Origin of the sequence: Legionella lytica (assembly GCF_044626755.1) — a bacterium.
GTDB classification, from domain to species: domain Bacteria; phylum Pseudomonadota; class Gammaproteobacteria; order Legionellales; family Legionellaceae; genus Legionella; species Legionella lytica_A.
This window is the reverse complement of the sequence record NZ_JBGORX010000001.1, coordinates 882,252-895,013: the sequence shown is the minus strand read 5'-3', so window position 1 is coordinate 895,013 and position 12,762 is coordinate 882,252. Positions and strand designations below refer to the sequence as shown.

Below are 12,762 nucleotides of genomic sequence, written 5' to 3'. Positions count from 1 at the left end.
CTTGCTGTACATACCCTATAATTTTGAATTTAAAAAACGAATATAGGATATTTGTTCTTCAAAGGAGGCAATTAATGCTCCTAAACGCCCCTCTTTTAGGGCCATACGTTCAAAAAAACCATACTGAACCTGGGCACCGCGAAGCTCCATTTGTTTTTTATCAACGGCATCTTCTTTAGTTTGCTTGGAAAGGGAGAAGTAACTATGTCTAATGCTGGGATCGGTATGACGTAATTGTTTGTATTGATTAAGACAAAATAAATAGAGTGCTAAATAGACTGTAAGTGCTTCACCATGAGCTTCCTCGGGTAGCTGCATTCTTATGTCGTTTGCAAATTGGAGGCAAGCGGCATAGCCTCGCCTTTTCTGCGTCATAAATTTTTTTTCTAATAACGCGTAGGTATCCTCTAGAAGAGTAATTCTCGAAATAGGATTGTCTTGTTCTGCATTCCAAAGTAACTCATAACTTTGAGTGCTTCTTATAAATCGAGTATAAGTGGTTGGAATTATTTTAAAAATGTTTGGCCAACAACGAATCAGTTGAATGGATCTCATATTTATATGGCCAACATGGAGGTCCAGAAAGTTAAGGCAGTTTGCTTTTTGATGATGCAGCCATTCAAAAAGTGCGAGTTCTGAACGTCGTTCCTCATCAGTTGTTCGGCGGCGGAAATAGATTAAAAAGGACATTAAGGTTAATTGTTCTTGAGTGTAATGTTTCTGAATGAGGTAAAAGGCCGCTCTAAGAAAGAAAATAATGTCTTCTAATTTTTGTTGTTCTTGTGGTCTTTTTTTACTAATTTTATCTGTTAATGTGTGCTGAGGGTAATTATCAAGCTCCTCAGCATCGCCATATCCTATCATTCTGCAACACTTGGTAATTAAAGCCAGCAATTCAGTTAACATCGGTTGTTTATTTGTTAGCTCATCATATAAATTATTGCCTAGTAAAAGGAATGATGCTTCCAAGGTCTTATGCGTGAGTTCGGTTTCAGGCTCTAATTCTTCCATGACGTTACTTATTTGTGCGAATAAATCGATACTTTGCGTTGAGTGGTCGTCTATTGAGCGCTGTGATTTGAGTTTCTCAATGAGTACCTTTAATTCTGCAACATTCATTTCTTTCATCCCTAACTAATTACTTACTTCAGCTTTAGAGAATATACGAAAAATATAGGGACTGGTAGGGCCTTTTTCTGAGAAAAGCGTTTCGTTTATTGTTTCTGCAATGAAAAATGTCGATAATGACTCATACCATTTAATTGTCGTCGGAGTGTCTTCACGGCGAACTCCACACCTTTAAAATTCTGTGCTACGCTTATTTTACATCAATACGCTAACTCTTGTTTCAAATTCATTTTATAAGGGAACAAAATGAAAAGACATGTATGCGTCTCTATTTCTTTATTCTGTTTATTAAGTAGCTCATTTGCTTTTGCTCACCCCGGTGGTGGTTTTCGAGGTGGCCCACCTCCACACCGTGGTTTTTCAAATCATGGAACTCATCATAATGGTCATCAGCACCATCGTGGTTATCAACATCATCAACATAATGATGACTACCATCAGGGAAGAGGCCGAGATTTTCAGAAACATAATGATGGTTATGGAGGGAACAACAGTAATTGGGGAAATGATGATCGGTGGTGAGCTTATTTAATTTTCATTTGATTAAGGGAAACTAATTTACAAGATTACTGAATTTATGCTTGAATTGTTAGCTTTATGGACTAGGCAATAATTATGTTTACTAAATCAAGAAAGCCTAAAGATATTCATTTATTCACTATTGACGAAATGAGTGTGTATGCAGTAGCACTGCGGAAGGAAAAAATAAAACAGCTGGATTTATCCGACACTCCCTTTACGTCAATGACTGTTGAGCAGATGGCCGCTTTAGGGGGAATGATCCATGATTCTAAGGTGAGTCATCTTATTTTAAAAAGAAATGACTTTGGATATCTTTCTATTAGTTGTTTAGAAGCATTTGCAAGTGCACTTAGTGGTGCTGAAAAGCTTGTTGAATTTACTATTGATGGGAATCGATTACAAGTCGCTAATTTTTCTTTAGAACATTGGAAGGTATTGCGTAATCTTTTTAATTCGCTCTCGTTGCAAAAAATTTCCTTGCAATATAACGATCTTAATGATTTAGAAGAAGAACAATTTGAGCAATTTAAGCTATTAATTGGGGAAATAAAGAAACCATGTCTTAGTGGCTTTAATAATTGGTCCTCGGGGCGTTGGAATGAAATTATAAATTCGGTGGACTGGCATGTGTCGTCTTCTGCGCCCCCTTAGTTGTTTGTTTAAAGCGAGAATTTTTATTCTCGCTGCGATTTTCTAAAAAATCTAGCTCGTCTGCCTCATCAAATGTAGATTAAATGGCACGTTTTTTCGTATAATACCATTTGACCAGATCGGGGGAGCTTCCTTCCTCAAGATTGTCTGCGCTGATGATTTCATTTTTACTTGTTTTAGACATTACTTCTTTCAGTTTCCATTCCTGGTCGACTTGTCCAAATGTCCAATATTCTTCAAATGGAGTCACATCCGTATCTTTGGATATGATTTCGCCATTTTTCTGTTGAATACGTTGAGCATGTGCGCTTACTCTGGCGGTGAATTCATTTTTTGCTTTATCATCAAAACTTTTTACTAAAAGTATTTCTACCTTACGTACACAAAAATTACGATACTCAATTGTTTTTCCTGAAGCTTTCCAAGCGGTTATTGACTCATTAAATTGGTCAACCAGGTCGGGATACAATTGTTCCTCGGTTTCAGCATTTAGTTCACCGGATTCAAGGGCCAAATGAACATTAGTAAATACCAAGCGTACGCGATTAAGCATGGCTTGTTTATTCCAGATTTTATTGCTCTGAACTAAAAAATTTAGCATGCGATCGACTTTATTTGATTTTTCCTGAACGTCTTTCGCTAGCCAAGGGCCCGCTGTGCCTAAGTTATCAACCTTATCTTGGTAAATTTTTTCAATCTGTGCATCGGTAAAGAACTCACAAAAATTTTCTACTTCTAAATAGTCAGACTCACGCGACTGTTCGATTTCACGCAGCAGCCAAGTATCATCTTGACGTTGGAACGTCCAAAACTCCTGAAATGTTTCGGGACCTTCATCACCGCGAATATATTGTCTGGTACGGTCATCTACATAAAAGTCACGTGCAGAAGCAGTTATTAACGCAGTAAACTCACGCTGGTTAGGTTTTTCTGTGTAGCGAACATTCACTAAATCAATGTTTAAAATCTGTAGGCGATCAAGGCGGTTAATTTCATGGTTACGAATCATCCCATCGATTTGTGTTGTATGCTGTTGAAACAAATCAGACATCAATAATTTTTTCATGGGTTCATACTTTCTTTTCATCCAACAATCTTGGAGTGAAAGAAAGGTTAAATGCACCATGCTTTTTAGTGCGGCAGGATCAACGGTCTTATCCTGCTTGGCAAGAAATGTCAGTAGTTTTAACGTCTTTTCTGACTTACGTTCAATGGTATTTCGAGAGTAGGTGTAATCCAGATTAGCATTTTGTTCTCGGGCACCTTTAATGGCATACCATATGATTACACCGGCGAGGATGAAAAAAAAGAACCCTCCATCACTATTGCTGCTGGAGCCTACTCTAAAGCCACCGCCATGACCACCCCCATGGCCACCACCCCCTCCTTTATTATGAACAGCAATGCCTGCAGCAAAATAGGTATGAGGTTCAGCGGTTTGTAGGTTATAAACCGTGGTTTTTGCATTAATTTTTTTCATGGAGGTAATTCGCTCAAACCGTAACTGATTACCCGCAAATGCATAAATTAAATTACCAGGACGTAGCGTTTCTACCGTTTTAAATCGGCCCTTACCCACATAAAAAGGATGCTCACCCGTTACTTTGATGGTTACGCTGGTTGTAACAATCACATAATAAGAGTTTACTTGATGTTTTAGTACGTGCTTTACCTTCGCCGGAACCAGAGCACCATTAACTTCATAAGCTTGAACTATGTCCCCAGGCTCAATGGTATTAATTGCTTTACTTTGTCCATTGGCGAGTAAAACGGGGGTATTCGGTAAAAAACAGCCTTTATTATGAACGAGAACCCCATTTGCAAAATAAGTCGCTCCTGAATCTACTAGTAGATTAAATGCGGGTTTATGAGCTTTAATATGAGTGATGCGATCGATGACGAGAGGTTGCCATTCATTATTATGCCAGATGATGATTTTATCACCGGCTTTGAGGTTACCTGCTCGGAGAAACTCTCCCGATTTTATAGCAAAAAGATGTTCTTCGGTTACATGAATAATGCCTGTTGAAAGAGTCAATTCCATGTAGTCTTGAGGGGTTACTTGGCTGGTGGCGACGACTTGAGCTTTTTTGTGTTGTCCGCCGATATTGCTCCACACCCAATCACCCGGGCGTAGTGATTCTATGGCACGTTCGCCTTGAGGTGTTGCAATGAATGTTCCTTGCTCGAAACACCCTCCGCCGCCACGAGTCCATCCGTTAATACTCAATGTGCACAGGACTGTTAGTGCTAAAAGAAATTGTCTCATCGGTTTAGACTCAACCATGCAATCCAGCAATTAGTCCGCCAAGAACAGAGGCGGCAATGATTATGCTGACGCCAATAATCACGGAAGAGACCACACGGCCATAATATTCTGCAACAGCCGTATTACCACGCAACATTTCTTTTGCCTCATCCATGTGAGGGGTATTTTTATTTAGAATTTGAGGAACAATGGTTGATACCATGAGCATTAATCCGGTACCGAGTATGGCTCCAAAAAAAGTGAATGACAGAGCCCAACAGATATTTATTAAAACTTGTGTAAGCATTTGTTACTCCAAGGGATTTATATTAAAGACTCACACATAAGCTTGAGATCGTCAAGTGCTTGTGGCTTGACTAATGACCCACTTTTATTCAAAGTGGGTAGAGAGATTTGTTTTTAACTCAAGGAAGAAGTATGTTTTCAAAAAGACTAAGTCATTTTAAAAGTATTAAAGAGTTACGTGATTTACATCCTTTATTGAATGAATTACGCAATAAAAATAGAGAGTTAACGGGGATAGTGGATAATAATGCAGGAAATCAAAGTTATAAAAAAAGCATCATCCTCACTAATCTTTGTGAGCAACTGGATGCAGTTATTCTACAGTTTGATGCGCTGCCCATTGCAGCCGACCGCATTATAGAAATTAATAATATTCTTATCTTAATTAAAATTTTACAAAATAGTATTTCTAGTTGTCTGGCAAAACATCGGGATGTTTTGAATCAGCCACGACCTACATTCACCTACACTTTGTCGCAAAATAGTACGGAAGCAAGCGTCGCGGGAGCCGCTGTTTTAGGTTTGGCGACGAGTTCTTTTTTATTTGCGAGTGTGCCTTTGTTAGGAGGATTTGCATTGGAGTATGGGTTGACCCAACTGGGGCTTAATAAACCCATAACAGCATCTGTTTCTATTTTGGAGCGATTGCTTAGCAAATTGGAAACCCTGGATTCATCCCTTACTTTTACCCTTGAGGAATTAAACAATACTAATCAGGCTAGCGATTTACCTTCAGCGCCTCCAATGGATGAGGAAATACTACCGACCTTTAAAACACTGTAGTTTAGCAAAGCTCCATCTATATTGCTCGATCTATGAATCTCACGGTTAAACAGGGAAATTTGGTTCGGAGTAGGTCTTTACTATAGTTGGCTCCACAACGTAATACGGGAATCTCGAAGGTTGATTCAAAAGCTATTAGAAAATAGCTCTAATAACTTTTCAGGAGGGCGTCCGATGATAGCCTTTCCTTTATAAGTGACAATAGGGCGCTGCATTAATACGGGTTCTTTTATCATGGCTTCGAGGATTTGTTCTTCATTCTCCAGGGACAAGCCTAGCTCTTTAAAAACAGGCTCATTAATCCGCACGAAATCTTTTAGTGCGAAATGAGCTTTTAACTCCTTTAGCTGATCTTTATTAAGCGGAGTTTTTAAATAGTCCACAATCGTGAATTCAAGGCCTTTTTCTTGCAGTAATGCGAGAGTCTCTCTCGATTTAGAGCATCTGGGATGGTGGTAAATAGTCATTGCGTGCATAGTGTTTTTATCGTGTATTTTTAGGATGTTGCACTATAGCATGTTCTTTATCTCGGTAATAATGCAGTGTATTGAGATGAAGTTATGCTACGAGACTTTTTTATTCAGAACAAGAAAGCCCTAATAAATTTAATGCATTTTCAATATAGTCAGAGACTAAAGGCCGAGACAAAAGGTACTGACCGGTGTGATCCGTTAACTCCTGGCTTGCGAACTCAATGGCAGTATCCCATTCACTTACATCAAAATCTTCTCGTCCCAGATACATTAAAGCCACTAGGGTTGCTTGTTGGTCAGCGCGTAAGTCATTAATAATATTAACTGCTTCGTCGTAAACTGCATCATTTTTATAATCGGCTAGAACATAATATGCGTCCATATCATCCGTGACTTCAGGAAAAGAAACCTCTTCTTTCGCTTGAAATTGGCGCATTTTATCAAGAATATTGCAAATCATGTCGGTATCTAAGTTCAGCATGTTTATACTCCTTTAAAAATTAACAAAGGATGCATCCATTTTGTGCTTTATTAGTTAAATTTTAGAACAATATTGGGGTGGGAAACGTGGATTCAGAGAGTTAATCGAAATAAATGTTTGGTTATGGATGAAATTGTAAAGAAATTCAGGGACATAGAGGTCCCAAAGTTTTAATGAACTAGCGTTTTGAAACGCTAGTATTTTATCCTGAACTATAGGTGTGGAAAATCTTGCCTCAGTCTTACCGGTATTTATTTAACAAAAACGGCTGGTTTTTCAAAATTATAAATAACTCCAAAGGCAAATTGAGCTGATACGGGGTAAATTCGTGAAATTTTGCTAACTCCGCCATTGGGTTCGAAAACGTGGCTTTTGAATTTCTCATAATTGGTTTGGCTATAATCTGCCATTAATGTCCATTGATTTGATAGGTTATAACGCATACCTACACCATAACGAACACCACTGCGATTTGCTTTTGAATTGTGTATGGTTGGGTCTGAATTGTGTAGCTGTACATGACCATTTGCATAACCAATGCGTCCATAAACAATAGCATCTTTAGTCAGTAAAACCCCAGGAAGGGCACTGATACCTTCACTATAGTGAATAGTAAATGACGATTTCTCGAAATTTCTATGAAGGTATTCTTTATTAACTAATCTATATTGAAGGGAGCTGGGATTAAAATTAGCTTCACCCGCTAAATAAAACCAATTGTGGGTCCATGAGTAGCCACCGAAAAATGTACCAAAAATACCGGCGCCAGAAAAATTCTGCTCATCAATAACATTAAAACTACCGTAATTATCAAAAACATGGGTTTTTTGAGTAAATTGGGCATACTCAGGTCCAATACCCGCACCAACATAGAATCCCGCAATAGAGGGACTGCTTAGAAGTAAAGAAACAACGCTACCACATAAAATTTTCCTTAACATGGTTATTCCCTTAAGTGGTTTAATTCGCTTTCATTTACCTCTGTCCCGGGGATAAGTCACGGGACAGAGGGAGAGTATTTTTCTCATAGTTTGAGCATCCAAGCTCAAATTACTTATCCTACATAGGTAAGATTAACCATGAATCCATTAGTGTATAAGTGATTTAATGAAATTCCGGTATTCAGTGATTGCCCAGGAGCTCTTCCCAACGAGCTTTTGCCCCAATCAGCAAACTCATAGCCAATACCTACTTGAACATGATCCGTTACTGATTTTTGAACACCGGCACCTACTGTATAGGTAAAGCTTGTTTGAGTATGACCTGCAAAATTAGGCGTTTTAACTGCTTCTTCAATAACAGGAACATTATTGAATGCATATGCATGATTAAAACCTACACCTACGCTAGCACTGACCCAAGGCATTACGATATAGCCCATATCTGCAAGTAATTTAGCTTTTGCCGCGATATGAGTATGCTGGAGTTTGTAGCTGTAAGTGAAGTTATTAAATTGTGGATCGGCATCATCCCAGATTTCACCAGATAGGCTGGTGTCTGTTGTGGCACCTACAGCAAGTCCAAATTGAGTCATCAACGTTGGATTTAGGTTATACTGTGCGCCTAAAAGGACTCCAAAATCAGCTAGTGCATGGTTTGCTTTATCTGCTGCGTAGGTTTTTTCGATCTCCGGAGTAAGATAGAACGATTGGGTCTTACCGCCACTTTGCCAAGCAGGACCAACACTAAACTCGCCCAGCCATCTCCAGTTCGGTTGGACTGGCCCCATGGTTCCTGCGAAAGCATTACCAATTAAAAAGCTTGTTGATAAAGCTAAAACAAGTGTATTTTTTTTCATACAAAATCGTCCGTATTAAATTTATAAATTAGGCAGATATTTTGTCTGTCTATACAAGTGAATTTCCAGATAATAGCCATCTATTTAATTCCAAAGGTAAAAATACCATAGTTTGCCATGTTGAAACTAGAGTAATAGCTAATTTTCTTGGGGGATTTGCCCTATTTAACGACAGAGTTATTTTTTACATAATCCATGACTTGTTGTGCAGAGGCAGTGGTAAATGGTTTACGTAAAAATAAAATCATCCCAACATCAGTCGCTTTCTGTCTGATATCAGAATCGCTATGTGAGGTTAGGGCGATAATCGGAGTGTCCTTATTTAAAGGGCTGTGCGCTTTGATGTATTGAGTAGTTTCAAAACCATTTGGGCCATCTCCGAGGCCAATATCCATTAAAATAAGGTCATACTGAGTTTGAGTGGTACTTTCAATGGCTGACTTCCCGTCTTCTGCAATATCGACTATACATCCCAAATGAGTCATATATGCTTTTACAACAAGTTGGGCAATTCGCGTGTCTTCGACGAGCAGTATTCGAATAGATTTGAGCATTGTTTGCCTTGTAATAAATCCAATTGTCTAAGTTCTATTTAAAGTAGGAGCATGCCCTATACTTTACGTTTGCTGCAGGTGTTTCCTGTGGGTATAAATTTCGCCAGTGTGAACATAATCACGACGGTGTTTCTTATTTTAATCCAAATAACACCATCGCGAACGTTTCTTATTGATTTTCACTGAGAATAATCTAATTTTCAAGAAAAGACTTTAATGCGTGTCATTAAAAAGTAGAGGAATCTTAAATGGTAAGGTGCAGATAAACGTAGTGCCTTTATTTAGTTCGCTTTGGACTTCTATTTCTCCTTCAAGCTCATGAATTATTTGTTTTACTACGTATAGTCCTAAACCAGCTCCCTTGTATTTATTTTGGTTGGCAGGAAATAAACGAAAGAATTTTTCATAAATTAACAGTTGCTTTTCTTCGGATATGCCTATTCCAGTATCGGAAACAATGAGTTGTAGAATCCAATGGCGCGAGTCAGTTCGCTCACCTAAACGAACCTGGCAAGAGACATGGCCTTGTTCTGTAAATTTAATCGCATTACTAATTAAGTTCATCATCAAGCGTTTAATTCGATACGGATCGCCCAAGAATACTTCAGGAAGTGATTTGGGGTAATCTAAAGTTAAATCAATTCCTTTGGCCAAGGCAGTTGCCTGCTCTAGCTTGACTACTTGTGATATGGTGTCGTTAAGATTAAATTTCATTTCCAGAAGGGGCGAATTTCCTGTCTCATTGCGAGTAAACTCGAGAATATCATTCAATAAATCCACGAACTCTTTTGCTGATTCATGAATTGTTTTCAGATACATTTTCTTTTCTGGGTCGGTTTCTTTGGATGCTAAAAATTCAATTAAGCTATAAATTCCACTAAAAGGAGTTCTTAACTGGTGCTCCATATTGCGTAAGAACTCTGTTTTTGCCAGGTTTGCTGCTTCAGCGGCAATTTGGGATTTGGCGAGATCTTCTTCCATTTTTTTGCGGTCACTAATATCGAATGAAATTCCAAGGACGCCATCAACTTCCCCATTAATATTGAGTAGGGGAGCTTTTTTCGATAAGAATATGGAGACTTTATCGGAGTTAGCGAGTTTCGATGCTTCTTCTCGAGTAATCACGTCTTTTCGTTGCATTACGCAGAGATCCATTTCGCGTAAGGATTCTGCTTCATGGCTCCAAGGCATGTCAAAATCAGATTTGCCAATCATATGCTCTGGGTTTGAAAAGCCGGCAGATTGTGCCTGGGCCAGGTTGCAACCTTGATAAATTGAATCCTTATTTTTCCAATAGACGTGCCCAGGTAAGTTATTCAGGATATTAAATAGCCTATGTTCAGTTGCCTCTTTATCCGCATGCGCTTTTTCTTCCTGAGCCTTACGGCTCGTAATATTCATGGAAATTCCAGCTAGGCCAATAATTTCGCCTGAGGAGTTAAACAGGGGGATTTTTTGGGTAAGATAGGTTGTTTTTTCCCCTAAATTATCAGCAATTTCTTCCTCAAAAATACATATATTACCGAAAGTTACGACTTGTTTGTCGTTCTCGCGGATTCTGTTGGCTTCGTCAATGCAAAGAAAATCATAATCTGAGCGGCCAATAATTTCTTTAGGAGCGGCAAGTCCTAAATATTTTGCGAAGACTTTATTGCAATCAATGTAATTAAAGTGTCTATCTTTCCAATAAATATGCACTGGCATCCGTTCTATGACTTGACTGTATAAATCAAATCGTTTTTTCATCACTCTTTGTTTTTTAATTAACATGACTATCACTAAGTTGTTGAACATCAGAGGCATTAAAGGCCAAATTGATGTATTGAGACTCGAGCTCTTCAATTTCTGATTTTAACTGGCTCGCATAAATATGTTTTAGAAAAAAGGTGGTTTGGTTTTCTTTAGAGCATCCGTTTACTAATGCGATTTTTTTCATCTCATTAAAACGAGTCTGATGCAGAGTTGTTAGTTCATTTTTCACTAAATCGCGATAAGGGTTTTCACGTAAATTTTGAAGCCGTTTACCTGAATATTGAGGATGGCTTGCCGTATTTGCCAAGATTATTGTTAAAGGGCTTATTTGCATAATGCGTTGAATGTAGGCGTTAATGGTTTCGGTTGCATTAAGTACCTGTCCCTGAACAACGAGACAATAGGGCTTTGCTAAGTCGATTTGCGTGGCTAAATTATATTGTTTCAGCTCAGTACCTTCGATTAAAAAGTAAACAATGTCTATTAGTTTTTGGTGATTATCGTAGCGCTTAGTAATCAAAATCATTGGGATTTTTTGTAAAATATTATGATGAAAAATAACCTCGCTGCTGATGTAACAGGGGAGTACCGCTCGATTTTCATCAGCAATTTTGCATACTTGTGGTAACAGTTCCTTCAGACGCAATGTGTCTGGAAGGGCTTGGCTAATCGTGATAATAAAGTCACATCCTAATTCGCAAATTAATTGTTGGTACTTGTGTGTAAGCCGTTTTGCTCTGTATTTGGATATTTTAAGTTCTCGAGCAATATACTCCAAGTTGATGGCAATAGGAATATGATCTTCGCGGACATTAAAATGGGTCAAAAACCAGGAAAGATAAATAAATACGATTTCACTGTGGAGCGAAATTAATAATTGATGACGATTTAAAAAGGTCGAAATTTTTTCTGGTGCATCTAAATGTTTATTGTAAGTCACTGAGTGTTTAACAGCCTCTTCCCAGTGTCCAATGAGTTGGTTTAGATGTGCTTTATAGGAATTTATTTTTTCTAATTCTTTTTTGAATTGATTTAAAGAACTTTCGGAGTGTAACCATTTATAACAGAGATGAATAATCTTATAGGCCCTGATTTGACATAGGTTTTCGCCTACTTGTGCATCAAATGCTGTAAGCTGTCCCTTTAAAAAAGATTCGAGTGCTGTAATTGCAAGGGTTACAACAACGTTTAAAAAGTACAAATTATCAAGCTTCTGTTTTTTATGTAAGAGCTCGGCTTCCTCGGTCGAGTAAGGAAGCAGGGCCAATATGCTAACATTACGCTCTGTGTTCATGCCGGTTTATACTCTTTTAATGTATCTAAAATAAATGATCAGTAAGGTAACTGCGCCACAAGTAATTAAACTGAATATATAACCTGCAACGAGTAAATAATCTCCTTCGATTAATCCGTGGCCTACAGTAAAAAACTGGATGACATTAAATCCTGCGAAGGTTAGTAAGGAAACGCCTTGTACTGACTGATGCCTTAAAATGGAAATGATTTGAGGTATAAATAAAAGAGCATTTGCAATTAAACTGATTGAAAATCCAAAATTAATAAGAAGCTTGGTAACGTCCATTCGGTGCACATATCCTAATTACAGTAATAAATTATGTGAATGCGTCACATCTCGGGATGACATTCTTTTTCTAATTGTTACATATCACCTGGGGAAATATAAATTAATATTTAAGATTTATTCATTTATAAGGCTTGATATATACTATGTGTTCTAATATAAACAAATAAATGTACTTATGAAGAATCCACAGAAAATTAAGTGTCCTACCTGCGACAAACCCAATACCTGGACTCCAGATAATAAATTTAGACCCTTTTGTTCTGATCGGTGTAAATTAATTGATCTTGGTGAATGGGCAAATGAGTCGCGAAAAATTCCTGGCGAGCCCGCTGATCCTTTCACGCCCAGTGATGAGGTTAAGGATTTTTAGTTCGCGATAACATTTTAATTAGATCTCGAGTTACGGCGGTATCCATAAGAATAGGGAGTAGGACGTTGGCTAAGTCCGGATACCGCGGTCGAGTGTATGGCTAATAAATAT

15 protein-coding genes are annotated in these 12,762 nt (G+C 38.1%); 4 read left to right on the top strand and 11 right to left on the bottom strand.

Annotation, left to right across the window (positions count from 1 at the left end; all coding sequences use genetic code 11):
* Positions 1 to 15 precede the first annotated feature (15 nt).
* Entirely contained in the window at positions 16 to 1,119 is a 1,104-nt protein-coding gene (locus ACD661_RS03725) for a hypothetical protein (protein ID WP_400186402.1), read from the bottom strand.
* A 255-nt stretch (positions 1,120 to 1,374) separates the two neighbouring features.
* Here ACD661_RS03725 and ACD661_RS03720 point away from each other — a divergent pair, with 255 nt between their 5' ends.
* Both ACD661_RS03720 and ACD661_RS03715 read left to right on the top strand, forming a co-directional pair.
* A complete protein-coding gene (locus ACD661_RS03720) occupies positions 1,375 to 1,650 on the top strand; it encodes a hypothetical protein (RefSeq protein WP_400186400.1) in 276 nt (91 codons plus the stop codon).
* Between the two features lie 93 nt (positions 1,651 to 1,743).
* Positions 1,744 to 2,301, top strand: a complete 558-nt coding sequence (locus ACD661_RS03715; protein WP_400186399.1) for a hypothetical protein — start codon at positions 1,744 to 1,746, stop codon at positions 2,299 to 2,301.
* Positions 2,302 to 2,380: 79 nt separating this feature from the next.
* Here the strand turns inward: ACD661_RS03715 and ACD661_RS03710 are convergent, their stop codons facing one another.
* Positions 2,381 to 4,570 carry a TIM44-like domain-containing protein gene (locus ACD661_RS03710; protein ID WP_400186397.1) on the bottom strand — a complete coding sequence of 730 codons (2,190 nt, stop codon included), beginning with the start codon at positions 4,568 to 4,570 and terminating at the stop codon, positions 2,381 to 2,383.
* 10 nt (positions 4,571 to 4,580) lie between these two features.
* Positions 4,581 to 4,856 carry a hypothetical protein gene (locus tag ACD661_RS03705; RefSeq protein ID WP_400186395.1) on the bottom strand — a complete coding sequence of 92 codons (276 nt, stop codon included), beginning with the start codon at positions 4,854 to 4,856 and terminating at the stop codon, positions 4,581 to 4,583.
* 131 nt (positions 4,857 to 4,987) lie between these two features.
* Here ACD661_RS03705 and ACD661_RS03700 point away from each other — a divergent pair, with 131 nt between their 5' ends.
* Complete coding sequence (locus ACD661_RS03700) at positions 4,988 to 5,638, top strand: hypothetical protein (RefSeq protein WP_400186393.1); 651 nt, start codon at positions 4,988 to 4,990, stop codon at positions 5,636 to 5,638.
* A 125-nt stretch (positions 5,639 to 5,763) separates the two neighbouring features.
* Here ACD661_RS03700 and arsC read toward each other — a convergent pair whose 3' ends face one another.
* The 8 genes from arsC to ACD661_RS03660 form a co-directional block, all read right to left on the bottom strand.
* The gene (gene arsC / locus ACD661_RS03695) at positions 5,764 to 6,114 is read right to left on the bottom strand and encodes an arsenate reductase (glutaredoxin) (RefSeq protein WP_400186392.1); all 351 of its coding nucleotides are present in this window, start codon (positions 6,112 to 6,114) and stop codon (positions 5,764 to 5,766) included.
* A gap of 100 nt (positions 6,115 to 6,214) precedes the next feature.
* Positions 6,215 to 6,592, bottom strand: a complete 378-nt coding sequence (locus tag ACD661_RS03690; protein WP_400186391.1) for a DUF3775 domain-containing protein — start codon at positions 6,590 to 6,592, stop codon at positions 6,215 to 6,217.
* A 251-nt stretch (positions 6,593 to 6,843) separates the two neighbouring features.
* Positions 6,844 to 7,533, bottom strand: a complete 690-nt coding sequence (locus ACD661_RS03685) for an outer membrane protein (RefSeq protein ID WP_400186390.1) — start codon at positions 7,531 to 7,533, stop codon at positions 6,844 to 6,846.
* 113 nt (positions 7,534 to 7,646) lie between these two features.
* Positions 7,647 to 8,390, bottom strand: a complete 744-nt coding sequence (locus ACD661_RS03680) for an outer membrane protein (protein WP_400186388.1) — start codon at positions 8,388 to 8,390, stop codon at positions 7,647 to 7,649.
* 161 nt (positions 8,391 to 8,551) lie between these two features.
* Positions 8,552 to 8,944 (bottom strand): response regulator, encoded by a 393-nt coding sequence (locus tag ACD661_RS03675; RefSeq protein ID WP_400186386.1) that lies wholly within the window; start codon positions 8,942 to 8,944, stop codon positions 8,552 to 8,554.
* A 213-nt stretch (positions 8,945 to 9,157) separates the two neighbouring features.
* Positions 9,158 to 10,714, bottom strand: a complete 1,557-nt coding sequence (locus ACD661_RS03670; RefSeq protein ID WP_400186385.1) for a PAS domain-containing sensor histidine kinase — start codon at positions 10,712 to 10,714, stop codon at positions 9,158 to 9,160.
* Complete coding sequence (locus ACD661_RS03665) at positions 10,704 to 11,990, bottom strand: hypothetical protein (RefSeq protein WP_400186383.1); 1,287 nt, start codon at positions 11,988 to 11,990, stop codon at positions 10,704 to 10,706. Before ACD661_RS03665 ends, ACD661_RS03670 begins: the two co-directional genes overlap by 11 nt.
* Positions 11,991 to 11,996: 6 nt before the next feature.
* Positions 11,997 to 12,278 (bottom strand): PQ-loop domain-containing transporter, encoded by a 282-nt coding sequence (locus ACD661_RS03660; RefSeq protein WP_400186382.1) that lies wholly within the window; start codon positions 12,276 to 12,278, stop codon positions 11,997 to 11,999.
* A 178-nt stretch (positions 12,279 to 12,456) separates the two neighbouring features.
* Between ACD661_RS03660 and yacG the strand changes: the two genes are divergently transcribed.
* A complete protein-coding gene (gene yacG / locus ACD661_RS03655) occupies positions 12,457 to 12,651 on the top strand; it encodes a DNA gyrase inhibitor YacG (RefSeq protein ID WP_400186380.1) in 195 nt (64 codons plus the stop codon).
* The last annotated feature ends 111 nt before the right edge of the window (positions 12,652 to 12,762 follow it).

Coding starts and splice junctions, on each gene's coding strand:
- ACD661_RS03680 (WP_400186388.1), bottom strand. CDS start 8,390: ATGAAAAAAAATACACTTGTTTTAGCTTTATCAACAAGCTTTTTAATT.
- ACD661_RS03660 (WP_400186382.1), bottom strand. CDS start 12,278: ATGGACGTTACCAAGCTTCTTATTAATTTTGGATTTTCAATCAGTTTA.
- ACD661_RS03675 (WP_400186386.1), bottom strand. CDS start 8,944: ATGCTCAAATCTATTCGAATACTGCTCGTCGAAGACACGCGAATTGCC.
- ACD661_RS03715 (WP_400186399.1), top strand. CDS start 1,744: ATGTTTACTAAATCAAGAAAGCCTAAAGATATTCATTTATTCACTATT.
- ACD661_RS03665 (WP_400186383.1), bottom strand. CDS start 11,990: ATGAACACAGAGCGTAATGTTAGCATATTGGCCCTGCTTCCTTACTCG.
- ACD661_RS03685 (WP_400186390.1), bottom strand. CDS start 7,533: ATGTTAAGGAAAATTTTATGTGGTAGCGTTGTTTCTTTACTTCTAAGC.
- ACD661_RS03725 (WP_400186402.1), bottom strand. CDS start 1,119: ATGAATGTTGCAGAATTAAAGGTACTCATTGAGAAACTCAAATCACAG.
- ACD661_RS03670 (WP_400186385.1), bottom strand. CDS start 10,714: ATGTTAATTAAAAAACAAAGAGTGATGAAAAAACGATTTGATTTATAC.
- ACD661_RS03705 (WP_400186395.1), bottom strand. CDS start 4,856: ATGCTTACACAAGTTTTAATAAATATCTGTTGGGCTCTGTCATTCACT.
- yacG (WP_400186380.1), top strand. CDS start 12,457: ATGAAGAATCCACAGAAAATTAAGTGTCCTACCTGCGACAAACCCAAT.
- ACD661_RS03700 (WP_400186393.1), top strand. CDS start 4,988: ATGTTTTCAAAAAGACTAAGTCATTTTAAAAGTATTAAAGAGTTACGT.
- ACD661_RS03710 (WP_400186397.1), bottom strand. CDS start 4,570: ATGAGACAATTTCTTTTAGCACTAACAGTCCTGTGCACATTGAGTATT.
- arsC (WP_400186392.1), bottom strand. CDS start 6,114: ATGCACGCAATGACTATTTACCACCATCCCAGATGCTCTAAATCGAGA.
- ACD661_RS03690 (WP_400186391.1), bottom strand. CDS start 6,592: ATGCTGAACTTAGATACCGACATGATTTGCAATATTCTTGATAAAATG.
- ACD661_RS03720 (WP_400186400.1), top strand. CDS start 1,375: ATGAAAAGACATGTATGCGTCTCTATTTCTTTATTCTGTTTATTAAGT.